This window comes from Micromonospora humi, from assembly GCF_900090105.1.
GTDB lineage: Bacteria > Actinomycetota > Actinomycetes > Mycobacteriales > Micromonosporaceae > Micromonospora > Micromonospora humi.
Map to the genome: position 1 here is coordinate 404389 of NZ_FMDM01000004.1, position 23441 is coordinate 427829.

At 73.9% G+C, this 23441-nt stretch carries 26 protein-coding genes; 11 read left to right on the forward strand and 15 right to left on the reverse strand.

The genetic code is table 11. The features are described 5' to 3' along the window. Positions 1–28 precede the first annotated feature (28 nt). Positions 29–1225 (reverse strand): acyl-CoA dehydrogenase family protein, encoded by a 1197-nt coding sequence (locus GA0070213_RS10225; RefSeq protein WP_091061294.1) that lies wholly within the window; start codon positions 1223–1225, stop codon positions 29–31. Between the two features lie 175 nt (positions 1226–1400). Between GA0070213_RS10225 and GA0070213_RS10230 the strand changes: the two genes are divergently transcribed. Further along, a complete protein-coding gene (locus GA0070213_RS10230; RefSeq protein ID WP_091061296.1) occupies positions 1401–1802 on the forward strand; it encodes a DUF4190 domain-containing protein in 402 nt (133 codons plus the stop codon). A 4-nt stretch (positions 1803–1806) separates the two neighbouring features. Here GA0070213_RS10230 and GA0070213_RS10235 read toward each other — a convergent pair whose 3' ends face one another. Continuing rightward, positions 1807–2697 (reverse strand): SDR family NAD(P)-dependent oxidoreductase, encoded by an 891-nt coding sequence (locus GA0070213_RS10235; protein WP_091061298.1) that lies wholly within the window; start codon positions 2695–2697, stop codon positions 1807–1809. 116 nt (positions 2698–2813) lie between these two features. On the opposite strand from GA0070213_RS10235, the gene GA0070213_RS10240 reads away from it, so the two are divergent. Then, positions 2814–3290, forward strand: coding sequence for a DUF4190 domain-containing protein (locus tag GA0070213_RS10240; RefSeq protein ID WP_091061300.1), 477 nt, complete (start codon positions 2814–2816; stop codon positions 3288–3290). A gap of 42 nt (positions 3291–3332) precedes the next feature. Here GA0070213_RS10240 and GA0070213_RS10245 read toward each other — a convergent pair whose 3' ends face one another. Next, the gene (locus tag GA0070213_RS10245; protein ID WP_091061302.1) at positions 3333–4289 is read right to left on the reverse strand and encodes an HpcH/HpaI aldolase/citrate lyase family protein; all 957 of its coding nucleotides are present in this window, start codon (positions 4287–4289) and stop codon (positions 3333–3335) included. Between the two features lie 126 nt (positions 4290–4415). Between GA0070213_RS10245 and GA0070213_RS10250 the strand changes: the two genes are divergently transcribed. Both GA0070213_RS10250 and GA0070213_RS10255 read left to right on the forward strand, forming a co-directional pair. After that, positions 4416–5240, forward strand: coding sequence for an SDR family NAD(P)-dependent oxidoreductase (locus GA0070213_RS10250; RefSeq protein WP_175441278.1), 825 nt, complete (start codon positions 4416–4418; stop codon positions 5238–5240). Between the two features lie 42 nt (positions 5241–5282). Then, positions 5283–5570, forward strand: a complete 288-nt coding sequence (locus GA0070213_RS10255) for a hypothetical protein (protein WP_091061306.1) — start codon at positions 5283–5285, stop codon at positions 5568–5570. Between the two features lie 6 nt (positions 5571–5576). On the opposite strand, the gene GA0070213_RS32515 is transcribed toward GA0070213_RS10255, so the two are convergent. Together GA0070213_RS32515 and GA0070213_RS10265 are read right to left on the reverse strand one after the other, a co-directional pair. Continuing rightward, positions 5577–7730 carry an APC family permease gene (locus GA0070213_RS32515; RefSeq protein WP_281182276.1) on the reverse strand — a complete coding sequence of 718 codons (2154 nt, stop codon included), beginning with the start codon at positions 7728–7730 and terminating at the stop codon, positions 5577–5579. 66 nt (positions 7731–7796) lie between these two features. Then, a complete protein-coding gene (locus GA0070213_RS10265; protein WP_091061310.1) occupies positions 7797–8492 on the reverse strand; it encodes an HAD family hydrolase in 696 nt (231 codons plus the stop codon). A gap of 104 nt (positions 8493–8596) precedes the next feature. Here GA0070213_RS10265 and GA0070213_RS10270 point away from each other — a divergent pair, with 104 nt between their 5' ends. After that, positions 8597–9553, forward strand: coding sequence for a DMT family transporter (locus tag GA0070213_RS10270; protein ID WP_091061312.1), 957 nt, complete (start codon positions 8597–8599; stop codon positions 9551–9553). A gap of 51 nt (positions 9554–9604) precedes the next feature. Here GA0070213_RS10270 and GA0070213_RS10275 read toward each other — a convergent pair whose 3' ends face one another. Both GA0070213_RS10275 and GA0070213_RS10280 read right to left on the reverse strand, forming a co-directional pair. After that, positions 9605–10138, reverse strand: a complete 534-nt coding sequence (locus GA0070213_RS10275) for a hypothetical protein (RefSeq protein WP_175441279.1) — start codon at positions 10136–10138, stop codon at positions 9605–9607. Between the two features lie 153 nt (positions 10139–10291). Beyond that, complete coding sequence (locus tag GA0070213_RS10280; RefSeq protein ID WP_091061316.1) at positions 10292–11161, reverse strand: PhzF family phenazine biosynthesis protein; 870 nt, start codon at positions 11159–11161, stop codon at positions 10292–10294. Positions 11162–11194: 33 nt separating this feature from the next. On the opposite strand from GA0070213_RS10280, the gene GA0070213_RS10285 reads away from it, so the two are divergent. Genes GA0070213_RS10285 through GA0070213_RS10295 form a run of 3 tightly spaced genes read left to right on the forward strand, consistent with a single transcriptional unit; the run spans position 11195 to position 14238 of the window. Further along, complete coding sequence (locus GA0070213_RS10285) at positions 11195–12475, forward strand: magnesium transporter MgtE N-terminal domain-containing protein (RefSeq protein ID WP_091061520.1); 1281 nt, start codon at positions 11195–11197, stop codon at positions 12473–12475. Then, positions 12468–13082 carry a DUF1003 domain-containing protein gene (locus tag GA0070213_RS10290; RefSeq protein ID WP_091061319.1) on the forward strand — a complete coding sequence of 205 codons (615 nt, stop codon included), beginning with the start codon at positions 12468–12470 and terminating at the stop codon, positions 13080–13082. The genes GA0070213_RS10285 and GA0070213_RS10290 overlap by 8 nt, the downstream gene beginning before the upstream one ends. A 10-nt stretch (positions 13083–13092) precedes the next feature. Continuing rightward, positions 13093–14238 carry a P-loop NTPase gene (locus tag GA0070213_RS10295; protein ID WP_091061321.1) on the forward strand — a complete coding sequence of 382 codons (1146 nt, stop codon included), beginning with the start codon at positions 13093–13095 and terminating at the stop codon, positions 14236–14238. 76 nt (positions 14239–14314) lie between these two features. Here GA0070213_RS10295 and GA0070213_RS10300 read toward each other — a convergent pair whose 3' ends face one another. Together GA0070213_RS10300 and GA0070213_RS10305 are read right to left on the reverse strand one after the other, a co-directional pair. After that, entirely contained in the window at positions 14315–14740 is a 426-nt protein-coding gene (locus GA0070213_RS10300; RefSeq protein ID WP_091061323.1) for a twin-arginine translocase TatA/TatE family subunit, read from the reverse strand. 72 nt (positions 14741–14812) lie between these two features. Then, positions 14813–16120, reverse strand: a complete 1308-nt coding sequence (locus GA0070213_RS10305) for a S1C family serine protease (RefSeq protein ID WP_175441280.1) — start codon at positions 16118–16120, stop codon at positions 14813–14815. Positions 16121–16339: 219 nt separating this feature from the next. Between GA0070213_RS10305 and GA0070213_RS10310 the strand changes: the two genes are divergently transcribed. After that, complete coding sequence (locus GA0070213_RS10310; RefSeq protein ID WP_175441281.1) at positions 16340–16984, forward strand: O-methyltransferase; 645 nt, start codon at positions 16340–16342, stop codon at positions 16982–16984. A 10-nt stretch (positions 16985–16994) separates the two neighbouring features. Here the strand turns inward: GA0070213_RS10310 and GA0070213_RS10315 are convergent, their stop codons facing one another. Together GA0070213_RS10315 and GA0070213_RS10320 are read right to left on the reverse strand one after the other, a co-directional pair. Then, the gene (locus tag GA0070213_RS10315) at positions 16995–18452 is read right to left on the reverse strand and encodes a leucyl aminopeptidase family protein (protein ID WP_091061327.1); all 1458 of its coding nucleotides are present in this window, start codon (positions 18450–18452) and stop codon (positions 16995–16997) included. A 145-nt stretch (positions 18453–18597) separates the two neighbouring features. Next, positions 18598–18765, reverse strand: coding sequence for a DUF3117 domain-containing protein (locus GA0070213_RS10320; protein ID WP_013283866.1), 168 nt, complete (start codon positions 18763–18765; stop codon positions 18598–18600). Positions 18766–18955: 190 nt separating this feature from the next. Here GA0070213_RS10320 and GA0070213_RS10325 point away from each other — a divergent pair, with 190 nt between their 5' ends. Next, positions 18956–19774: a PaaX family transcriptional regulator gene (locus tag GA0070213_RS10325; protein ID WP_091061330.1), complete on the forward strand. Its 819-nt coding sequence runs from the start codon at positions 18956–18958 to the stop codon at positions 19772–19774. A 4-nt stretch (positions 19775–19778) separates the two neighbouring features. Next, entirely contained in the window at positions 19779–20570 is a 792-nt protein-coding gene (locus GA0070213_RS10330; RefSeq protein WP_091061332.1) for an enoyl-CoA hydratase-related protein, read from the forward strand. 9 nt (positions 20571–20579) lie between these two features. Here GA0070213_RS10330 and GA0070213_RS10335 read toward each other — a convergent pair whose 3' ends face one another. From GA0070213_RS10335 to GA0070213_RS10350, 4 genes are all read right to left on the reverse strand, one after another. Beyond that, a complete protein-coding gene (locus tag GA0070213_RS10335; protein WP_091061334.1) occupies positions 20580–21203 on the reverse strand; it encodes a hypothetical protein in 624 nt (207 codons plus the stop codon). A gap of 25 nt (positions 21204–21228) precedes the next feature. Next, entirely contained in the window at positions 21229–21813 is a 585-nt protein-coding gene (locus tag GA0070213_RS10340) for a DNA-3-methyladenine glycosylase I (protein ID WP_091061524.1), read from the reverse strand. Between the two features lie 78 nt (positions 21814–21891). Continuing rightward, positions 21892–22389, reverse strand: a complete 498-nt coding sequence (locus GA0070213_RS10345) for an SRPBCC family protein (RefSeq protein ID WP_091061336.1) — start codon at positions 22387–22389, stop codon at positions 21892–21894. Next, complete coding sequence (locus tag GA0070213_RS10350; protein WP_091061337.1) at positions 22386–23150, reverse strand: DivIVA domain-containing protein; 765 nt, start codon at positions 23148–23150, stop codon at positions 22386–22388. Before GA0070213_RS10350 ends, GA0070213_RS10345 begins: the two co-directional genes overlap by 4 nt. Positions 23151–23441 lie beyond the last annotated feature (291 nt).

Here is a 23441-nt window from a genome sequence, read left to right on the forward strand (position 1 = left end):
ACCGGAAACGTTAAGAAGGGGCCCCGCCTTACAGCTTGTACTCCTTGAGGAGGCCGCGGGAGATGATGGTCTTCTGGATCTCCGAGGTGCCCTCGCCGATCAGCAGGAACGGCGCCTCGCGCATCAGGCGCTCGATCTCGTACTCCTTGGAGTAGCCGTAACCGCCGTGGATGCGGAACGCCTCCTGGACCACCTCGGCGCAGTATTCCGAGGCGAGCAACTTGGCCATGCCGGCCTCGACGTCGTTGCGCTGGCCGGCATCCTTGAGCCGGGCCGCGTTGACCATCAACGAGTGCGCCGCCTCGATCTTCGTGCCCATCTCGGCGAGCTTGAACGCGATCGCCTGGTGCCGGGCGAGCGGCTGGCCGAACGTCTTGCGCTGCTGGGCGTACGCGACGGCCAGCTCGAACGCGCGGATCGAGATGCCGCAGGCGCGGGCGGCCACGTTCACCCGGCCCACCTCGATGCCGTCCATCATCTGGTAGAAGCCGCGGCCCACCTTCTCCTCGCCACCGAGCACCGCGGAGGCGGGGACCGTGACGCCGTCGAGCACCATCTCGGTGGTCTCGACGCCCTTGTAACCCATCTTGTCGATCTTGCCGGGGATGGTCAGCCCGGGCGCGGTCTCGCCGAAGCCGGGCTCCTTCTCCAGCAGGAACGTGCTCATGTTGCCGTAGACAGAGTCGGCCCCGGTGTCGGTCTTGACCAGGGTGGCCACCACCGACGAGTACGCCCCGTTGGTCAGCCACATCTTCTGCCCGTTCAGGACGTAGGAGTCGCCGTCGCGGACCGCCTTCGACTTGATCGCCGACACGTCCGAGCCGCACTCGGGCTCCGACATGGAGAACGCGCCGCGCACCTCACCGGTGGCCATCCGGGGCAGCAGCCGGGCCTTCTGGTCCGCCGAGCCGTGCTGGGAGATCAGGTACGCCACGATGAAGTGCGTGTTGACGATGCCGGAGATCGACATCCAGCCCCGGGACAGCTCCTCGACCACCAACGCGTAGGTCAGCAGCGACTCGCCGAGGCCACCGAACTCCTCGTCGATGGTGAGGCCGAACAGCCCCATCTCGCGCATCCCGTCGAGGATGTCGGCGGGGTACTCGTCGGCGTGCTCCAGCCGCTGGGCGTGCGGGATGATCTCCTTGTCGGCGAACTCCCGAACGGTTTCCAGGATCGACCGCTGCACGTCGGTCAGGCCGGGCGTCTGGGCGAGTCGAGCCATCTCAGCCTCCGGGGTTCGGCGCATTACTCATGGGTAACTGAACGCTCGGTCAGTATCGGCCCCGGGACCGGCCGCGCCAAGGTGACCAGTCCACACAACCGCTGTGAAAAGGTTCACCGCTGCGGGTAGCGTCCGCAAGAGAGAAGGCGGTTGACCTGCGATCGAGGGGGCGAGCGTGACCGACGAGCAGCCACCGTCGCCGTACGAGCCGCCGTCGCACGGCCAGCCCTACGGGCAACCGCAGTACGGGCAGCAGCACCCCCAGTGGGGCCAGCAGCCGCCGTACGCCCCGCAGCCGCCCTACGGCCAGTACGGGCCGCCCGGCGAGCAACCACGACCGCGCGGCACGAACGTGCTCGCCATCCTGTCGCTGGTCCTCGCGTTCGTCTTCGCCCCGGCCGGCATCGTCTGCGGCCACCTGGCCAAGCGGCAGATCCGGCAGACCGGTGAGGAGGGCGACCAGCTCGCCACCTGGGGGCTGATCCTCAGCTACGTGTTCACCGCGCTCGGACTGCTGGCCTGCTGCGGCTGGATCGGCCTGGCCATCTGGGCCAACGCGGACAACAACGGCTACTGACGCCTCAGCGGAACTGTGCCTCCCGCACGCTGTTGCCGCCGTCGACCACCAGCATCTGCCCGGTGATGTACGACGCGGCCGGCGAGCAGAGGAACGCGATCGCCGCGGCCACCTCGTCCGGCGTGCCGGGCCGCCCCACCGGGGTGCCGTGCCCCTGCTTGATCTCGGCCAGGGTGGACGCCGCAGTGTGGATGATGCCCGGCGCCACCGCGTTCACGGTCACCCCGTCGGCGATCATCTCCATCGCCAGTGCCCGGGTCAGCCCCACCACGCCGGCCTTCGCCGCCGCGTAGGCGGCCTCGGTGGGCAACGCGTTGACCGGGCCGGCGGTGGCCGCGAGGTTGACGATCCGCCCCCAACCGCGCTCGGACATGCCGTTGATGAACGCGCGGCTGCACAGGAACGCGGTGGTCAGGTTGCGGTCGATCTCGCCGCGCCACTCGTCGTAGGTCAGCTGGGCCACCGGTCGCAGCACCTCCGGGCTGGCCCGGCTGGCCAGGCCCGCGTTGTTGACCAGCACCTCGACGTCGCCGAGCTGCTCGGCCACCGCGTCGGCCAGCGCGCCCACCTCGGACTCGTCGGTGAGGTCGGCGACGAAGCCGGTGACCCCCAGCTCGCCGGCGCGGTCGTGGATCCGCCGGGTGGTCGACACGATCGCCACCCGGGCGCCCAGCTCGGCCAGCCGGCGGGCGGTCGCGTACCCGATGCCGCCCGCGCTGCCCGCACCGGTGACCAGCGCGACCCGGCCGTCCAGCCGCATGGTGACGGTCTCCGGGAGCGGCTCGGCCCGGTCCTGGTCGGCGGCGCCCGCCGGCTCGCCGGCGCGCGGGCGGCGCACCGACCCCGGCCGGCTCATGTCCCGTCGCGACCGACCCCCACGCGCGTCAAGTGCCATGCCGAGGATCCTGCCCGCTGTGGACCTTCCGGGCAATGCGGCACCCGGAAAGGGGGTCCTCCGGGTTGTTCCCGGGTGGCTACCCTGACCCCGACCACGTACCTGGAGATGATCAGATGAGCTATCCCCCACCCCCCGGTGGTTGGCAGGACCCGCAGTCGGCCCCGCCGGTCGACCCCTACGCGCCGGTCGACCCGTACGCCGGGGCGAAGTCGCCCTACCCGCCGCCCGCCGGTGACCCGTACGCGGCGCCGGCCGGTTACGCCGCGCCGGCCGGCTACCCGCCGCCGGGCGCCTACCCGCCCCCGTACCCCGGTTACGCGCCGGCCAGCCGGACGAACACGCTGGCGATCGTGGCGCTGGTGCTCTCCCTGGTCGGCTTCACCTCCTGCATCACCGCGCCGATCGGCGCGATCATGGGGCACGTGGCCCGCAAGCAGATCCGGGAGACCGGCGAACAGGGCGAGGGCATGGCGAAGGCGGCCATCATCGTGGGCTGGATCCTGACCGCCCTGCTGGTCGCGCTGATCATCTTCTACGTCGTGATGATCGTGATCGCGATCAACTCGGACAGCTCGTCCAGCAGCTACTGACGCGATCGGGCCGCCCCCGACGAGGGGCGGCCCGGCGCGCGGTCACTCCGCCGGCGGGGTGAACGAGGAGGTACGCGCCATCCCGGCGGCCCGACCCTTGGCCGCGATCACCAGCGCCATCTTGCGGGACGCCTCGTCGATCATCTCGTCGCCGAGCATCACCGCGCCGAGCTTCCCGCCCGCCTCCGAGGTGTAGTAGTCGTAGGCGTCGAGGATCAACTCGGCGTGGTCGTAGTCGGCCTGCGCCGGCGAGTAGACCTCGTTGGCCGCGTCGATCTGCCCGGGGTGCAGCACCCACTTGCCGTCGAAGCCCAGCGCCGCCGAGCGCTTCGCCACCTCGCGGAACGCGTCCACGTCGCGGATCTGCAGGAACGGGCCGTCGATGGCCTGCTTGTCGTGCATCCGGGCGGCCATCAGGATCCGCATCAGGATGTAGTGGTAGGGGTCGCCCGGGTAGTCCGGGATCAGCGCGCCGACCACCAGCGACTTCATGTTGATCGAGGCCATGAAGTCGGCCGGGCCGAAGATGATCGTCTCCACCCGGGGCGAGGCCGCCGCGATGGCGTCCACGTTGACCAGCCCGGCCGCGTTCTCGATCTGCGCCTCGATGCCGATCCGGCCCACCTCCAGGCCCAGCGTCCGCTCGATCTGGGTGAGCAGCAGGTCCAGCCAGTGCACCTGCTCGGCGTTCTGCGCCTTCGGCAGCATGATGCAGTCCAGGTTCGCCCCGGCGCCCTCGACCACCTCGATGACGTCCCGGTAGGTCCACGGCGTGGTCAGGTCGTTCACCCGGACCACCCGGGTCTTGCCGGTCCAGTCCCCCTCGTTCAGCGCGGCCACGATGTTCTTGCGCGCGTCCGGCTTGGCGAGCGGGGCGACCGCGTCCTCCAGGTCGAGGAAGACCTGGTCGGCGGGGAGGCCCTGGGCCTTGCCGAGCATCTTGACGCTGGAGCCGGGTACCGCGAGGCAGGACCGGCGGGGGCGACCGACAGCGGCCATGGATGCGCTCCTTCCCGCGTCCGGCGGCAGCACGCCGACGCGGCGGTGGATGTCGAGAACTTAACGATCCCAAAGGACGGGGCTACGCCACGGTAACCTCGTGCCGTGACCGGGGTGAATGGACCTGTGGAAGATCTCACTGAGCGTCGGATCGTGGTGCTCACCGGCGCCAGCTCCGGCATCGGGCTGGCCGCCGCCGTGGAGCTGGCGCGCCGCGGCGACCAGGTGGTGCTGGTCGGTCGCGACCCGGCCCGGCTGCGCGCCGCCGGGGAACGGGTACGCGAGTCCTGCGGCGAGCAGCCGGAGCTGTTCCGCGCCGACTTCGCCGTGCTCGACGACGTCCGCGGGCTCGCCGAGCGGTTGCGCGCCGGCTACGACCGGATCGACGTGCTGGCCAACAACGCCGGCGCGATCGTGCTGGAACCGATCACCACTGTCGACGGCTTCGAGCTGAGCATGCAGGCCAACCACCTGGCCCCGTTCCTGCTCAGCAACCTGCTGCGCGACCGGGTCCGGCGGATGGTGGTCACCGGCTCCGACGCGCACCGCAGCGGCGTGCTCGACCCGGACGACCTCAACGCCGCGCTGCGCCACTACCGGCCGTTCCGCGCCTACGGCACCAGCAAGCAGGCGAACATCCTGTTCGCCGCCGAGGCGGCCCGGCGCTGGCCGGAGGTGCCGGCGTACGCGTTCCACCCCGGCGTGGTGAGCACCCGGTTCGGCAACGAGAGCCGGATCGTGGCGCTCGGCATGCGGCTGCTGCCGTTCCGCACCCCGGAGAAGGGCGCCGAGACGCTGGTCTGGCTGGCCTGCCAGGACCCGTCCCGGCTGACCGACGGCGGCTACTACGCCGACCGCAAGCCGCACCGGCCACGCCCGAAGGCGGCCGATCCGGCGCTCGCCGCCCGACTCTGGACGGCCAGCGCGAAGGCCGTCGGCCTGGACGCCTGAGGCGGTCACCGCGCCCGCCGGCGCAGTGCCACACTCGACGCCATGACGACGGGGAACGAGGTGCTGCTGGTCGCGTTGGTCGACCTGAGCGCCGACGCGGAGGCCGGCCGGCGGTACGAGGACGCGGTGCTGGCGCTGCTCGACCGGCACGGCGGGCGACTGGAACGACGACTGCGCACCGGGGACGGCGAGACGGAGGTGCACGTGATCCGGTTCGCCGCGCGGGCCGGCTACGACGGGTTCCTGATCGACCCGGACCGTGCCGCCCTCCGCGCCGAACTGGGCGACGCCGCACCGACCACCCGCGTCCTGGAGGTCCACGACGTCTGAGGCGTCTCAGTGCGACACGTGCACCGGGACGCTGGTGACCACCACGCCGGGCAGCGGCCGCAACGCCGCCCGCAGCCGCTGCTCGGCGCGGCTGTGCAGCAACCGGTGCCGGCGCCGGCGCAGCACCACCTCCGGCACGATCACGGTGAGCGTCAACTCCGGGCGGGCGGTGTGCAGCGCCTCCAGATAGTGCGCCAGCGGCCCGATCACCGACCGGTACGGCGACACGATCGTCTCCAACCGCAGATGGTCGCCCCAGGCCCGCCACTGCTCCCGGAACCGGTCCGCCTCGGCCTCCTCGGGTGCGATGTGCACCGCCAGCGTCGGCCGGCCCAGCGACGCCGCGTACGCCAGGGCCCGCAGCGACGCCCGGTTCAGCCGGGCCACCGGCACCACCACCAGGTGGCGTACCTGCTGGGGCAGTTCCTCACCCTCGGCGGACCCGGCCGGGCCGGGCGGCGCGTGCGGGGGCGGCGGGTGCAGCGCGAGCGCCCGGTGCAGTGAGGAGTAGTGCCGGTGGATCCGCCGGAAGAGCAGCACCAGCAGCGGCACCGCGACCACCACCACCCAGGCGCCCTCGGTGAACTTGGCGACCGCGGCGGTCAGCAGCACCAGCCCGGACAGTGTGGCGCCGACCGCGTTGAGCGCGAGCCGGCGACGCCAGCCCCGCCCCCGCCGGCGCCGCCAGTGCACCACCATCCCGGTCTGCGACAGCGTGAAGGCGAGGAAGACGCCGACCGCGTAGAGCGGGATCAGCCGCTCGGTGTGCCCGCCGAAGGCCACGAAGACCACCCCGGCGGCGAGCGCCAGCGCGACCAGGCCGTTGCTGAACGCCAGCCGGTCACCCATGTGCAGGAAACGGCGCGGCGCGTGGCCGTCACGGGCCATGAAGAACAGCAGCCGGGGAAAGTCGTTGAACGCGGTGTTCGCCGCCAGCAGCAGGATCAGCGCGGTGGTGGCCTGGAGGATCGGGTACCAGGGGCCGGTCGGGAAGGTGACCCGGCCGAGCTGGGACAGCACGGTCTCGTCCGCCCGGGGGGCCAGGCCGTCGAGGTGGATCAGCCCGACCAGGCCGGCGAAGAGGGTGACCAGCATGGCGACCATCCAGCCCAGCGTGGTGCGGGCGTTGCGCCACTCGGTCGGGCGGAACGCCGGCACCGCGTTGGACACCGCCTCGATGCCGGTCATCGACACCGCGCCGGAGGAGAACGCGCGCAGCACCAGCAGCAGGCCGAGCCCTTCGGCGGCCGGCACCGCCGGCGGCGGCACCGGCGTGAAACCCCGCCCCGCGGCCTTCGCGTAGCCGACCGCCAGCACCGCGAGGACCACCACCACGAAGGCGTACGTGGGCAGCACGAAGATGTTGCCGGCGGTGCGGACGCCGCGCAGGTTGCCGGCGAGCAGCACGACGATCACCAGCACCCCGAACGGCACTGTCCACCGGGTGAGCCCGGGCAGCGCCGAGGTGACCGCGTGCACGCCGGCCGCCACCGAGACCGACACGGTCAGCACGTAGTCGAGCATCAGCCCGGCCGCGGCGGCCAGCCCCGGCGTACGCCCCAGGTTGTCCCCGGCGACGAGGTACGACCCGGCGCCGTGCGGGTAGGCCGGGATGGTCTGCCGGTAGGACAGGCCCACCGCGATCATCAGCACCACCAGCAGCGCGGCCAGCGGCAGGGCGAGCCCGAGCGCAGTACCGCCGGCCAGCACCAGCACGGCGAGCATCGCCTCCGGCCCGTACGCCACGGAGCTGAGCAGGTCCGACGAGAGCACCGGCAGCGCGACCAGCTTGCGCATCCGCTCGTAGAGCACGGAGCTGCTGGCCAGCGGCGGGCCGACCAGGGTCCGGCGCAGCCGGCCGAGCACCCGGCCGGACCGGTCCCCGGGCAGGTGCGCCGGACCGGTGGCGACCAGTTCGTCCGGCTGCGCCACGGTGAACAGGTCGATCGGGGTGAGCCGGCCGAACCGGGTCGGCCGCGGGTGGTGGTCGCGCCGGCCCAACGTCGGGTCGACCGGCAGGTCGTCGGCGCGACGCGGGCCGTGCCAGCGCGCGCCGAGGCGGCCGAGCGCGGCCCGCTCCTCGGCGCCGAGCGGCGGGAACTCGGCCGAGGGCGTGACGACGGTGCCCTGCTCCGCCGCGTCGTCCCGGTCTCGCTCCACCCCCCGCACTTTCGCGCACGGCGGCGGGACCGGTGACCGGTTCGGCCACAGTTCGGCCGACCGGCATCAGCCGACGGTGACCGGGTCGAGCAGGTCGAGCACCTCGGTGAGTGAGGCGAGCACCGGCCCGTCCCAGTCGTGGTCGGCGTTGAACACCATGTGGCGGGCAAGGTCGGGGGCGGCCAGCCGAACCGGGCGCAGGCCCACCCGTTGCGCGCCGGTGAGTTCCTGGCTGCCGCCGTCGCCCACGTAGAGGCAGTCGGCCGGGGCACGGCCGAGCCGGTGGCAGGCGGCCAGGTAGAGCGCCGGATCCGGCTTGCAGCGGCCGAGCCGCACCGAGAAGACGACGGTGTCGAGCAGCGGCGCGACCGCGAGCTGGGGCAGGAACGCCGGGAGTTCGTGGGTGCAGTCGCTGACCAGCCCGGTGCGTACGCCCCGGCGGCGCAACGCGGCCAGCACCGGCACCGCCTCCGCGCGCAGCCGGGTGTCGGCCCGGACCGCCCGGTGCCGGGAGGCGACGGCGGCGCGTACCGCCGCGTCGGAGGGGCGCACGCCGACCTGGGCGCAGACCCACCGCATGGTCGACTCGGCGTCACCGAAGAACCCGCTGGCACGCTCGTAGTAACTGCCGTCGAGCACCTCGACCAGAGCCTCGGTGGAGCAGCCGAGCAGGTCGGCGATGACGTCGTGGGCGGCTCCGCGCCGGACGCTCTGGGTCAGCGTGCCGAAGAAGTCGAACAGCACCGCGTGGAACCTGGGCATGGGGAGATGCTCCGGACGTCGAGGGGAGGGTCGCCGGGTCGCGCATGATCGTAACGGAGCGCTGACGTTCCGTGTCGCCGGTCGCCGTGTGAGGATTGCTCCCCGTGTCCACCGCTCCCCACCGCCCGCCGCCCGACGCGCTGACCCTGGGCGCGCTCGGGCTGGCCGTCGCCGCCGTCTCGTCCTCCGCCCCGCTGATCGCGTTCGCCGCCGCGCCGGCCCTGGCCGTCGCGTTCTGGCGCAACCTGCTGTCGGCGGCGGTGCTCGGCCCGGTCGCGGTGACCCGGCGGCGGGCCGAACTCCGCGCGCTCACCGTCGGGCCGGGCCGCCGGGAGGGGCTCTTCTGCGTACTCTCCGGGGTCGCGCTGGCCGCCCACTTCGCCACCTGGATGCCGAGCGCGAAGCTCACCTCGGTCGCGGCCGCGACCGCGCTGGGCGCGACGCAGCCGGTGTGGCAGGGGCTGATCGCCCGCTGGCAGGGGCGGCGGCTGCCGGCGGCGGCCTGGGCCGGCATCGCGGTCGCGGTGCTGGGCGCGGCGCTCGCCACCGGCGCCGACTTCGCCGTCTCCGGCCGCGCCTTCGCCGGTGACCTGCTGGCCGTGGCCGGCGGCATGTTCGCGGCCGTCTACACCGCCCTGGGCGAGCGTGCCCGGGCCAGCATCAGCACGACCACCTACACCACCGTCTGCTACGGCGTCTGCGCGGTGATCCTGCTGGTGGTCTGCCTGCTCGGCGGGGTGCGCCTGCACGGTTGGGACGGCGGGACGTGGCTGGCGATCCTCGGCCTGGTGGCGGGTGCCCAACTGCTCGGCCACTCGATGTTCAACTACGCCCTGCACCGGGTCTCCGCGACCACGATCAGCGTGCTGATCCTGCTCGAGGCGCCCGGCGCGGCCCTGATCGGCTGGGCCTGGCTGGGGCAGCTGCCCCGGCCACTCGCCCTGCCCGGGCTGGCGCTGCTGCTGGCCGGCGTCGCCGTGGTCGTGCTCGGTGGCGCCCGGGCCGGACGCCGTGCCGCGCCGCCCGCCGTGCCCGCCGACGCCGCACCCCCCGGCGGCTGACCGGGCGCCGGGCGAACGGCGGACGCCGCGCGGTCGGGCGGACCTCGGGTGTCAGCGGCGGCGGACCCGGTGCAGGCGGAACGGCTTACGCACGACCCGGACCGCCGACGCCGGCCGGGGCTGCTCGGTCAGCGCACCGGCCGGCAGGTCGGCGCCGGTGACCGCCGTGCCCGCCGGGGTGAGCCGGTTGACCGCGCAGCCCTCGGCCGCCCAGCGCGCGACCAGGTCGGTGGCGGAACCGGAGGCGTTGAGCCGCTTCGCCGCGACCAGCGGCGCGGCGGCGTCCCACTCGTCGGTGCCGGGCCGCAGCCGGGTCACCCGCGCCGGCCAGGTCACGATCCGGCCGCCGTGGTCGCCGCGCAACGTCACCTCGGCCGCGTCGCAGTCGGCCAGCCCGGGCGCGGCCTGCTCGCCGGGACCGGTCACCACCAGCAGCGCGCCGTCCAACGGCAGGCACCACAACGCGTACGCCGGGCCGTCGTCGACGCCGACCCAACACACGGCCGCCTTCTTCACCGCCTCGTCCACCAGCGGCGGAGTCACCCGCTCGTCCACCTTGTCGCTCACCCGACCATCCTCCCGCATCCCGACGCGCTCCGGAGCGCCGGACGACCGGATGCCGCTCGGGTCCGACGGGCCGAGTCGGCGGGACCATCGGACGGCCACCGCTGGCCGGCGCGGGGCGGGGGCGGGGCGCCGCGCCCGCGGGCGGATCGGACAGCGACCGGCGAGGGCGGCTCAGCCGATGAAGGGTGGGACGGCGATCTCGCCGCGCGCCACCGGCATCACCTGGCCGGAGACGGTCGCGCCGACCGCCGTGCCGCCCGAGGCGGTCACCGTGCAGGACAGCGACGAGGGCCGGTTGATCTCGATGCCCTGACGCACCGCGTAGGGGGTCCGGCCCTCACCGGGCAGCAGGCCGCTGGCGACCAGCCAGACACCCAGGCCCAGGGCGGCCGAGCCGGTGGCCGGGTCCTCGGGTACGCCGATCCCGGGCACGAAGACCCGGGCGTGCGCGGTTTGCGACTCGGGGTCCCAGGAGAAGAGGCTGACGTGCTCGACGCCGTACCGTTCCGCCGCCGCCGTGTTCAACCGCGCCCGGGCCACCGCGTCGGGGCGGACCGGGAGGTAGGGGAACTCCAACCCGCACCCGGCGACCCGGGGCGGTGGGCCGGCGTGGTCGGCCGCGGTGAGGCCGGCGATCTCCAGCAGCGGCTCCGGATCGAGTTCCGGGCCGAGCGTCGGCGTGCCCCCGGTCAGCGTCGCTCCGGTCGCGGTCACCTCGATCGGCAGCACGCCGGCGCCGCACTCCTGGGTGACCCTGCCCACATCGAAGACGCCGCGTCGGCCGGCGGTCACCGCCGCACCCACGCTCGGGTGCCCGGCGAACGGCAGTTCGTCGGTCGGGGTGAAGATCCGTGCCCGGTAGGTCGCGCCGGCCTGCGTGGGTGCCAGCACGAAGACCGTCTCGGACAGGTTGAACTCCAGCGCGAGCGCCTGCATCTGTTCGGTGGCCAGACCCTCCGCGCCGAACACCACGGCCAGCGGGTTGCCGGCGAACGGGCGGTCGGTGAAGACGTCCACGATCTCGTAGGCCAAGGTCGACATGTTGTTAGAGAGTAGGCCCTTAGGCTGGTGCCCGTGAGCACGCCGAACCGGGTCTACATCGCTCGACTCGCCGGAGTCGCCGTCTTCGACCCGAACGGCGACCAGGTGGGCCGCGTCCGGGACGCGGTCGCCCGGATGCGCCCGACCCAGCGTCCGCCGGAGATCGTGGGACTGGTGGCCGAGATGCCGATGCGCCGGCGCATCTTCCTCTCCATCAACCGGATCACCTCGATCGACCCGGACGCCGTGGTGCTCGGCAGCGGCACCCTCAACCTGCGCCGCTTCGAGAAGCGCCCGAACGAGTTGCTGGTGCTCCAGGAACTGCTCGACCGGCGGGTCCAGCTCGACACCGGGCAGGCCGGCTCGGTGGTCGACGTGGCCATGGAGTGCAGCCGCGGCGGCGAGTGGGCGCTGACCCGGGTCGCCGTGCGCGAGCAGACCAGCCGGCTCACCCGCCGCGGCCACCTGCACCAGGTCGAGTGGGACCGGGTCCGGGGCCTCGGCGTCGTGGGCGACAACCGGGGCACGGCGAACCTGCTCGCCGTGCTGGAGGACATGCGCCCCGCCGACCTGGCCAACGCCCTGCAGGACCTGCCCGACGCCAGGCGCAACGAGGTGGCCGCGGCGCTGGACGACGAGCGCCTGGCCGACGTGCTGAGCGAGCTGCCCGAACGCGACCAGGTGGAGATCCTGGCCGCGCTGGACCGGGAACGCGCCGCCGACGTGCTCGAGGAGATGGACCCGGACGACGCCGCCGACCTGCTCAACGAGTTGCCGCCGCCGGAACAGGACGTGCTGCTCGACCTGATGGAGCCGGACGAGGCCGATCCGGTGCGTCAACTGCTGCGCTACGCGTCGGGCACCGCCGGCAGCGTGATGACCTCGGAGCCGGTGATCCTGCCGCCGGACGCCACCGTGGCGGAGGCGCTGGCCCGGATCCGCGAGGTGCAGCTCTCGCCCGCCGTGGCCGCGCAGGTCTTCGTGGCCCGTGCCCCGTTGACCACGCCGACCGGGCGCTACCTGGGTATGGTGCACTTCCAGCGGTTGCTCCGCGAACCCCCGGCCGACCTGCTCGGCGGGATCGTGGTCAACGACATCGACCCGCTCCGCACCTCGACCCCGCTGACCGAGATCACCCGCCGGATGGCCACCTACGACATGGTGGGCATGCCGGTGGTGGACCGGAACAACCGGCTGGTCGGCGCGGTGACCGTGGACGACGTGCTGGACCACTCCCTGCCGCGCGACTGGCGGGACCGGGACGCGGCGCCGACCCCGTCCGCCACCGACGACGGGACCGGGGACGATGACTGAGCAGCGACGCGGGGAACGGCTGGACCAGCCGCGCGCCCCCCGGGGCCTGCACCTGCCCCGGATCGACGCGGACTCGTTCGGCCGCTGGGCCGAGGGCATCGCCCGGGGCATGGGCACGGCGAACTTCCTCGTCTACATGACGCTGATCCTCGCCGCCTGGTTCCTGTGGAACACGCTGGCCCCGGCGCACCTGCGCTTCGACCCGTACACGTTCACGTTCCTGACCCTGGTGCTCTCCCTCCAGGCCTCGTACGCGGCCCCGCTGATCCTGCTCGCGCAGAACCGGCAGGCGGACCGGGACCGGGTCTCGCTGGACGAGGACCGGCGGCGGGCGACGATGCAGAAGGCGGACACGGAGTACCTGGCCCGGGAGATCGCCGCCCTGCGGATCGCGATGGGGGACGTGGCGACGCGGGACTTCCTCCGTTCCGAGCTGGCCCGGCTGGCCGAGGAGCTGGACGAGGCGGCCGAGCGGCGGCGCAGGCTGGAGCGGCGGCAGCGGGAACAGAAGGCCCGGCCGCGCACCGGCGGCGACCCGCTCGACGAGCCGCGCGACGAGCTCGACGGTGACTACGCCCACGACGGCCGGCAGGAGAGCCCGACGTAACATTGCGGGCATGTCAGCACCCGTCAGCACCGTCTCCGACGCGATCCAGGCCGCGCTGGCCACCGTCAACGACCCGGAGATCCGCCGGCCGATCACCGAACTCGGCATGGTTCGCTCCGCCGAGCGGGACGACGACGGCGTGGTCCGGGTCGAGCTGCTGCTCACCGTGGCCGGCTGCCCGCTGAAGGACAAGCTGCGGACCGACATCACCGCAGCCGTGGGCGCGGTGCCCGGGGTGAGCGGCGTCGAGATCATCTTCGGCGTGATGAGCCAGGAGCAGCGCCAGGAGCTGCAGTCGAAGCTGCGCGGCGGCGGCACCGCCGAGCCGGTGATCCCGTTCGCCCAGCCCGGCTCGCGGACCCGCGTCTACGCGGTCGCCAGCGGCAAGGGCGGCGTCGGCAAGTCCAGCGTCACGGTCAACCTGGCCGCCGCGCTGGCCGCGCGCGGCCTGTCGGTCGGCGTGGTGGATGCCGACATCTACGGCCACTCGGTGCCCCGCATGCTCGGTGCCGACGGCGCGCCGACCCGCGTCGAGGACATGATCATGCCGCCGCAGTCGCACGGCGTGAAGGTCATCTCGATCGGCATGTTCACCCCGGGCAACGCGGCCGTCGTCTGGCGCGGCCCGATGCTGCACCGGGCGCTGCAGCAGTTCCTCGCCGACGTCTACTGGGGTGACCTGGACGTCCTCCTGCTCGACCTGCCGCCGGGCACCGGCGACATCGCGATCTCGGTGGCCCAACTGCTGCCGAACGCGGAGATCCTGGTCGTCACCACCCCGCAGGCCGCCGCCGCCGAGGTGGCCGAGCGGGCCGGCGCCATCTCGCTGCAGACCCACCAGCGGGTGGTCGGCGTGATCGAGAACATGTCCTGGCTGGAGCTGCCGGACGGCACCCGGATGGAGGTCTTCGGCGCCGGCGGCGGCGCGGCGGTCGCCGAGTCGCTGACCCGCACCATCGGCGCTCAGGTGCCGGTGCTGGGGCAGATCCCGATGGACACCCGGGTCCGCGAGGGCGGCGACGCGGGCCGACCCATCGTGCTCTCCGAGCCGGACGCCCCGGCCGCCAAGGCCATGTTCGAGGTCGCCGACCGGCTCGCGGTGCGCCGTGAGTCCCTGCTCGGCAAGCCGCTCGGCCTCAAGCCCGCGGGCCGCTAGACGCGATCCACCGCTCCCCCGCCGCCCCTTCCCGGTCCCATCGGGGAGGGGCGGTCCGCATCCGGCCCCGACGGGCTCAGGTCGCGTCGTCGTAGGAGGGGCGGGGCGCCGGCGTGGTCGGGGCCATCGGGGTGGCCACCGCCGGCCGGGAGGCGCCGTTACGCAGGTCGGCCGCCTTGGCCACGTCTTTCAGCTCGTCGTGCACGCCGGTGACGTCGGAGCGCAGGTTGTCGTACATGCTCTGCAGCGGCTTGCGGATCGCCTGTTCGTCGTCCTCGCTGAGCAGGTGCTTGCGAATGAACGCCTTGGGGTGCAGATCCTCCAGCTGGATGTCCGTGCCCAGCTCGCGGCTCAGGTCCCCGGTGGCGTTCCGCGCCATGTTCCGCAGGTTGCGGACCATCCGGAGGCCGTCGTTGATCACGTTGGGCAGCCGGTCCCCGAAGATCAACAACGCCAGGAGCAGCAGGACGCCGATCTCCCACCAGTTCAGGTTCTCGAACACTCCGGCCTCCTCGTCCGTGTCAGCGCAAGCCTACGCACGTGCGGGGACCATCGGGGAGGGGGTGACCGGACCTCACTTCGCGTCCGCGGCGAGCGTCACCGAAGTGTTCTGCCGGGCCGACCCGCGCCGGTACTCCACCGTCACCACCGAACCCGGCGCGTACTTGCGCACCAGCGCCACCAGGTCGGTCGGGTCGGTCATCGGATGGCCGTCCAGCCGGAGCACCACGTCGCCCGTGCGCATCCCGGCCGCCGCCGCCGGGCCGGCCGGCTCGACCGCGTTGAGGCGGACCCCGCCGCCGGTGGCGCCGGTGCCGCCCACCGAGGCGCCGATCACCGTACGCCGGGCCTTGCCGGTGCCGATGATCTCCTCGGTGACCCGCTTGGCCTGGTTGATCGGGATGGCGAAGGCCAAGCCGATGTTCCCCGCCTCCTGCCCGTCGGCCACCAGCGACTTGATGGTCGAGTTCACCCCGACCACCCGGCCGCCGCCGTCCACCAGCGGGCCGCCGGAGTTGCCGTGGTTGACCGCCGCGTCGGTCTGGATGGCCGCGTAGTAGCGGGTCGGCCCGCCCGGCTCCCCCGCCTGCATGGTGCGGTCGAGTGCGCTGACGATGCCGGCGGTGACGGTGTTGGTCAGCGACAGCGGTGAGCCCATGGCCAGCACCGGGTCACCCACCGCGAGCGCGTCCGAGTCGCCGAACTGCACCGGGGTCAGCCCGCTGCGGCTCACCTTGATGACCGCGATGTCCGACTCCGGGTCCTGCCCGACCACCGTGCCGGCCGCGGTGCTGCCGTCGTTGAACAGGACCGTGGCCCTGCCCGGGCCGTCCGCGACCACGTGGTCGTTGGTGACGATGTGCCCCTCGGCGCTCACCACGAAGCCGGAGCCCTCGCTGGTGCCGCCGAGACTCGCCACCCGGATGGTCACCACGCTGGGCAGCACCCGCTCGGCCACCCCGGCCAGCGACTCGGGCTTGCGCTGGGCGAGCGCCGGAGCCTGACCGGCCTGGGCGCCCAGCGTCGGCACGTCCCCGCCGCGCAGGACCGCGTAGGTCAGCGCGCTGCCGAGCGAGCCGGCCAGCAGCGCGGTGATCAGTGAGACGAGCACCACCTGACGCAGGCCCGGCCGGGTCGGCAGGTCCGGGTCGGTGACCGGCTCCGGGTCGGCGGACCCGTCCGGCGCGGCGGCCGGCACCACCACGGCCGCGGGCGCGTACGGATCCCGCCAGGGGTCGGCCAGCGCGTCGGTCCACCAGGGCGACGTCGTCGCACCCCCGGCACCCTGCGGCGGCTGCCCGGGGGCCGGCCCTCCCACGGGTGCCCCGGCTCCGCCGGGCCGGCGCCAGTCCCAGCCGTCGGTCACGTCCGTGCCTCCCACTTTCGTCCCGCACGCCCCGCGCCGGGCGCCGGCGGAGCCGGACGACCGTGGCGCGCGGGACACATCCAGGATTGCACGGATGACCCGGGTGGAGTCAGGGGTTGCCGCCGGTGATCGTCCGGCGGGCGACTCGCGGCTGCGCCGCTACCGGGTCGCCTCTACGCTCACAGTGCCAACCGACCCTTCGCACCAGACCCGCCCCGGAGGTGTCCCATCGCCATGGTCGCCGGTCACGGCAGTTCGACGGCCCAGGCGCTGCAGTTCGCCGAGTCGTACGTCACCGAGGACATCGTGCTGCGCACGGCCCGTGCGCTCGCCCACGAGGTGGGCGTGGAGGCGGTGACGCCGGGCGCCGGCGCCGCGCTGCGGCTGCTCGCCGCCGCCGGCAACGCCCGGGCGGTGGTCGAGATCGGCACCGGCACCGGGGTCAGCGGCGTCTGGCTGATGCGCGGCATGCGCCCCGACGGCGTGCTCACCACGATCGACGTGGAGGTCGAATACCAGCGCCTGGCCCGGCGGCTGTTCCAGGAGGCGGGCTTCCCGTCGGGGCGTACCCGGATCATCACCGGCCGGGCCCTCGACGTGCTGCCACGCCTCGCGGACGGCGTCTACGACCTGGTCTTCGCGGACGCGGCGGCGACCGGCTTCGCGGCGTACGTGGACGCCGCGCTGCGGCTGCTGCGCCCCGGCGGGGTGCTCGCGCTCAACGGCGCGCTGGCCGCCGGCCGGATCGGCGACCCGGCCGCGCGGGACGTGGAGACGGTCACCGTCCGCGAGACGATCAAGGCGATCCGCGAGTCGGAGCACTGGGTGCCCGCGCTGCTGCCGGTCGGCCACGGCCTGCTCGCCGCCGTGAAGAGCTGAGCCGGGCCGGTCAGCCCAGCGTCGCCAGCCAGCGCAGCAACCCGCGTACGCCCCATCCGGTGGCGCCCTTGACCAGCTCGCCGTGCACGTCGTCGGACCACGAGGGGGCGGACATGTCCAGGTGCGCCCAGCGGTCCCGCAGCTCGCCGGTGAACTCGCGGAGGAAGAGCGCGGCCACCACCGAGCCGGCGCCCCGGGCCGGGGAGCTGTGCAGGTCGGCGATGTCGCTGGCGAGGTATTCCAGGTAGTCGTCGGCGAGCGGCATCCGCCAGGCCCGCTCGCCGGCCGCGCCGATCCCGGCCAGCAGGCCGGCCGCCAGGTCGTCGTTCTCGCTGTAGAGCGCCGCGTGCCGCTTGCCCAGGGCCACCGCGTTCGCCCCGGTCAGGGTGGCCAGGTCGACCAGCAGGTCGGGCGTCAGCTCGCGGACGGCGTACGCCATCGCGTCGGCGAGCACCAACCGCCCCTCGGCGTCGGAGTTGGTGCTCTCGCTGGTCAGCCCGCCGTAGTGCCGGATGACGTCGCCGGGGCGGAAGGCGGAGCCGCTGACCATGTTCTCGGCCAGCGGGGCCAACGTGGTGACCCGGACCGGCAGGCGCAGCGCGGCGGCGCCCAGCGTCGCGGCGACCACGGCGGCGGCGCCGGCCATGTCCTTGCGCATCAGCTTCATGGCCGGCACCGGCTTGATCGAGATGCCGCCGGTGTCGAACGTGATGCCCTTGCCGACCAGCACCACGTGGGTACGGGCGCCGGCCGGCCGCCAGTCCAGCTCGACCAGGCGCGGCCCGCGGGCGGAGCCGCCCCCGACGGCCAGGATCCCGCCGAAGCCCTCGGCCGCCAGCTCCCGTGGTCCACGCACGCGCAGGTGCAGGTCGGTCCGGCCGGACGCGGCCGCGGCGACCTGGTCGGCGAACCACTCCGGGTGCTTGGTCGAGGACGGGGTGTTGGTGAGGTCGCGGGCCAGCCGGGTCATCTCGGCGGTGGTCCGGGCTTCGGCCAGCGTGCCGGCCAGCGCTTCCGGATCGGCCACCAGCACGTCCACCCGGGCCAGGGCAGGCCGGGGACCGGTCTCGGTGAGGCGGAAACGGTAGGAGCCGAGCAGCAGCCCCTCGACCAGGCCGCGCAGCGCCGCGACCCCGTCGGAAATCGCGATCGTGATCTGCGTCTCACCGGCGGCGGCGCGGGCCAGCGCGGCACCCGCGGAGCGCCAGGCCGACTCGTCGCCGTCGCCGACGCCGAGCAGCCAGAGGCGGGCCGGCTCGCCGTCGGGTCGCAGGTGCTCGCGTACCTCGCCGGGGGCGCCGGTGAGGCGGGCGGCAGGCAGCAACGACGCCGCCTCGGCCCGAAGGCCGTCACCCGGCCGGTACGCGGTCGGCGCCAGCTCGGGCGGGGCGTCCAGCCCCACGGGACGCACGGGAAGGACGAGGGTGTCGGGCCGGGTGGACCCGCTCACCAGACGAATGGCCAGCACGCTGGACCGTACCTCCGAAAACGCTCTGAGCGGGACACATTGCCGCTTGCCGGCCGATGAAGGCCCTGAGCCACCGGCCAGGCCGGTGGCTCAGGGTAGGACGAACCGCCCGCGCGGCGGAAAACCACGCGGGCCGCTCCTCGAATCAGCCGGCGGCCGCCTTCAGCGCGTCACCCAGCGCGGTGGCCTCGTCGGGAGTCATCTCGACGACGAGCCGGCCACCACCCTCCAGCGGGACCCGCATGACGATGCCCCGACCCTCCTTGGTGACCTCCAGCGGACCGTCGCCCGTCCGCGGCTTCATCGCCGCCATGTTGTCTCCCCTCAGACCTACGCCAGGGTCGGTGGGTTGCCCCACAGCCACTTCGCCATCGCCGCCCGCAAACGTCGCGGAGGCGTCGACTGACGATTTTCCCTGATGAACACCGCCGGACCCAAACCGAAGCAGCATTGATGTAACAGCATCTAGCTTATCTTGGATAGGCCTGTCACAATGTGCGGTCATGCAGGCACGGTCGGCACTCTTCGACCTGTACGGCGACCACCTCCGCGCCAGGGGTGGCCGCGCACCGGTCGCCGCGCTGGTCAAGCTGCTGGCGCCACTCGGGATCGCCCCACCGGCGGTACGCACCGCGGTCTCCCGGATGGTCCGCCAGGGCTGGCTGGACCCCCTCCGGCTCGCCTCCGGACCGGGATATTCGATCACCCCGAAAGCGGGGCGTCGACTCGACGAGGCGGCCTCCCGGATCTACCGGACCGGTCGGCACAGTTGGGACGGACGGTTCGATCTTCTCGTCCTCGCGGCCCCCGCCGCCCGGCGGGACCGGCAGCGGCTCGCCGCCAACCTCACCTTCCTCGGCTACGGCACCCTCGACGACTGCACCTGGGTGGCCACCCGCCCGGGTGAGGACGTCGACCTGCTGCTCGCCGAGGCGGGCGTGCCCTACGAGCGGTTCACCGCCGCGCACGCCGCCGGCACCCCCGGCGCGATGGGCGTGGTCCGCCGGGCCTGGGACCTGACCGAGATCGGCCGGGCGTACGAACGCTTCGTCGCCGAGCAGAAGCCGTTGCTCTCCGGCGTCACGGTCCGCAGCAGCGACGAGGAGGCGTACGCGGCCCGGTTCCGGCTCGTGCACGCGTGGCGTACCTTCCTCTTCCGGGACCCGCAGCTGCCCCCGGCGCTGCTCCCCGAGCGCTGGCCGGGCACCAGCGCGGCCGCGTTCTTCGACCGCCACGCGGCCCGGCTCCGGCCGGCCGCCGACCGGTACGTCGAGCAGTGTCTCGACGCCAGCAACCGCCTCGCCCGACAGAAGGGTCGTTAGAAACGTGACCGAGCCGCTGCTCGTCGACCGCACCGACGCCGTCGTCACCCTGACGCTGAACCGTCCGACGGCGATGAACTCGCTCGACGTGGCGCTCAAGGAGGCGCTCCGGGACGTCCTGGCCGAGCTGGAGACCGACCGCTCCTGCCGGGCGGTCGTGCTGGCCGGCGCGGGCGGCGCGTTCAGCGCCGGGCAGGACCTGCGGGAGCACGTGCGGACGCTGGAGTCGGGCGACGCCAAGCCGCTCGACACCGTGCGGGCGCACTACAACCCGATCGCCGCCCGGCTGGCCAACCTGCCCAAGCCGGTGGTCGCCGCGGTGCGCGGCATGGCCGCCGGCGCCGGCGCGTCGCTGGCGTTCCTGGCCGACTTCCGCATCGGCGGCCCGAAGACCCGGTTCCTGATGGCGTTCGCCGGCGTGGGGCTCGCCGCCGACACCGGCGCCTCCTGGACGCTGCCCCGCCTGGTCGGCCACGCCAAGGCGGTCGAGCTGCTCATGCTCGCCGAGCCGGTCGGCGCCGAGGACGCCTGCCGACTGGGCCTGCTCACCCGGCTGGTGGACGACGACGAGCAGGTGCTCCCGACCGCGCAGGAGCTGGCCGCCCGGCTCGCCGCCGGCCCGACCGTCGCCTACGGGGCGATCAAGCGCCAGCTCTCCATCGCCGACGCCGGCACGCTCGCCGACGCGCTGGCCGCCGAGGCGCAGGCCCAGGCGATCTGCGGGGCCACCAGCGACCACAAGGCGGCGACCATCGCGTTCGTCAACAAGCAGAAGCCGGCCTTCGAGGGCCGCTGAGGGGCGCGGTCAGTCGTCCTCCTCCGGGTCCTGGTTGGCTTCGACGCCGAGCACGAACGCCTGCATGGCCAGCTCGTCGCCGGAGGGCGAGACGAACGCCGGCAGCTCGCGCGGGCCCAGCTCCTGCACGTAGGACCAGAAGATCCGCACCGCCTCGGCCCGCGAGGCCGCCTCGATCGGCAGGTCGAGGCTGACCAGCCAGGTGCGGCGCGCCGGCGGCGGCCCGAGCCGGTCGGCCAGCGCCCGCCACCGGGCCGGGTCGAGCGCGGCCACCGGCCCGTCGGGGGCCGGGCCGTCGACCGGCACCGGCTCGTCGAGCGCCCGTCGGGTGTACGTCACCACGAGCGCCCCGGCCGTCGCGTCGGACTGCGGGTCGTCCGGATCCTCCCGGCCCCCGGTGCCGGCCCGGGCGACCCGGCCGAGCGCCACCAGCCGCAGCGGCTCCCCGATCAGCACCGCCACCCGGTCACCGGGGCGGGGGCGGGCCGCCGCCGGCAGCCCGGTCAGCTCCAGCACGTCGTGGTGCACCAGCCGCTCGGCCTGGTAGCGCTCGTCGGGCAGCAGCACCGTCCAGGCGCCCGGCGTGGTGTCACCGTCGGTCGCCCCGCTCGTCCGGGGCTCGGTGTCGGTCATGCCCCAATCCCATCACGCCGCCGCGTCACCGCTCGGCCCGGTCACCGTTCACGTGGCAGTCGGCGAGGTGGTCGTCCACCATGCCGGTGGCCTGCATCAGCGCGTACGCCGTGGTGGGGCCGACGAAGCGGAAGCCCCGCTTCTTGAGCGCCTTGGCCATCGCGGTCGATTCTCCGGTGAGCGCCGGCACCTCGGCGAACGAGCGGGGACGCGCCGGCCGGGGCGGGGGTGCGAACGACCAGAGCAGCGCGGAGAGCCCCTCGGGCAACTCCCGCGCGGCCCGGGCGTTGGCGACGGCCGCCTCGATCTTGGCCCGGTTGCGCACGATCCCCACGTCGGCCAGCAGCCGGGCCACCTCGGCCTCGCCGTAGCCGGCCACCGTCTCGATCCGGAACCCGTCGAAGGCGAGCCGGAACGCCTGCCGCTTGCGCAGGATGGTCAGCCAGGACAGGCCGGACTGGAACGCCTCCAGGGTCAGCCGCTCGTAGAGCGCGTCGTCGCCGCGCAGCGGCCGGCCCCACTCCTCGTCGTGGTAGGCGGCGTAGTCGGGGGTGCTCGCTCCCCAGGCGCAGCGGGGCAGCCCGTCGGCGCCGGTCACCAGGTCAGTCACGTCGTACACGGTAGGTCAGGGCACCGACAGGCCGGGCGCGCCGCCCGGCCCGGCGCTCGGCCCAGCCCGGCGCTCGGCTCAGGGCAGGCGGCCCTGTTCGACCAGCCGGGCGAACCGCTTCAACGCCTGGGTGAGGCTGAACTTGGAACCGGGCCAGAGCACCGGCCAGGCCACCCGGCCGGCCGCCCCGCCGGGCAGGTGGAACCACTCGTGCCAGACCACCTGGGTGCGGTCGCGGTCCATCGGGGTGCAGCGCAGCACGCCCGGACCGCGCAGCAGCCGGCCGCAGTGCACCACCCCGACCTCGTACGGCGCGTCGACCCGGACCACGCGCATCTCGTCGCGCAGCGCGGCCGGGCCGAGCGCGGTGACCGCCTCGATCAGGCTTCCCTCGCCGCCGTCGCCCTCGACCACCCGGACCGTGGTGAACGGGATCCAGTCGGACTGCCGTTCCCACGCGGTCAGCGCGGCGAACACCCGCTCGGCCGGCGCCTCGACGATCACCGTGGCGGTGACCTCGGCGGCGCCGGGCTGGGCCGCCTCGGCGAAGCCCGCGGAACCCTCCGCGCCGGTCACGCCGACTCCGAGCGGACCGCCGGCCCGCGTTCCCGGTCGCTCTCGACGGCCGGGGAACCGCTGCCGTCCCCCGCACCGCGCTCCCGCTCACCCTCGACCGTCGCGGAACCGGTCGCACCCACCGGGCCGCGCTCCCGCTCACCCTCGACCGTCGCGGAACCGGTCGCACCCACCGGGCCGGCGCCGCTCGCGCCCGTCGGGAAGATGGTGTCCTCCACCCCGGCGGCGGCCGGCGCTTCCGCCACACCGGCTTCGGCGGCCCCTGCGCCCGTGCCGGACACGGTGGCCGGGCGCTCGTCGGCCGCCCCGGCACCCGTGTGGTGGGCGCCGGCCGACGGCCCGGGCGCCGACAGGTCGATGGTCACCGGGTCGGCGGTCGACTGGTCGGCTTCGGGGATGGCCGTGGCGGCCTCCTCGCGCGCCCGGCGCAGCGCGTCGGCCTCCTCGGTCCGCCCCTCCCGCAGCGCGGCGTTCTCGGCCTCCAGGACGCCGATCAGCTCGGACTTGTAGCCGATGTCGTAGGCGGCGCGCCGGAGCGCGGCGTCGACCTGGGCCATCCGGTAGCCGCGCAGCGCGGTGTCGAACCGGACGCCGGTCACGTCCGACTCGTCGAGCGGGCGGGCGCCCGGCAGGGGCACGGACCGCCCGTCCGGCTCGGCCGGAACCAGGCCCGGGTCACGCCCAGAAACCAGCACGGTCACTCCGAACACCACTGCCGCGACGGTCAGCGCGACGACCAAGAGGAGCAGAACCTGACCCATGCAGAGATCGTGGCATGCGGGCCGGGTTCGGGCGAGCCCTCCACGGCCTCCGGTCCGGAAACAACGCGCCCCCGCGCCGGGCGGCACCCCCTCCACTTCGCCGTCGCGGGCCACATCGATGCAGCTCGATTGCCCTGCCACGGCGCCCGCTCACTCTCCGCGTCCGGCGGCAGAAGGAACGCGAGAAAATGCGGTATACCTCAGCGTCATAATTATGACCGAGAGGTATACCGCTCAACAGCGATGTCTCCTTTCCGGCGCGACACGCCCGTGGCGTCGGCCGAGACAGTT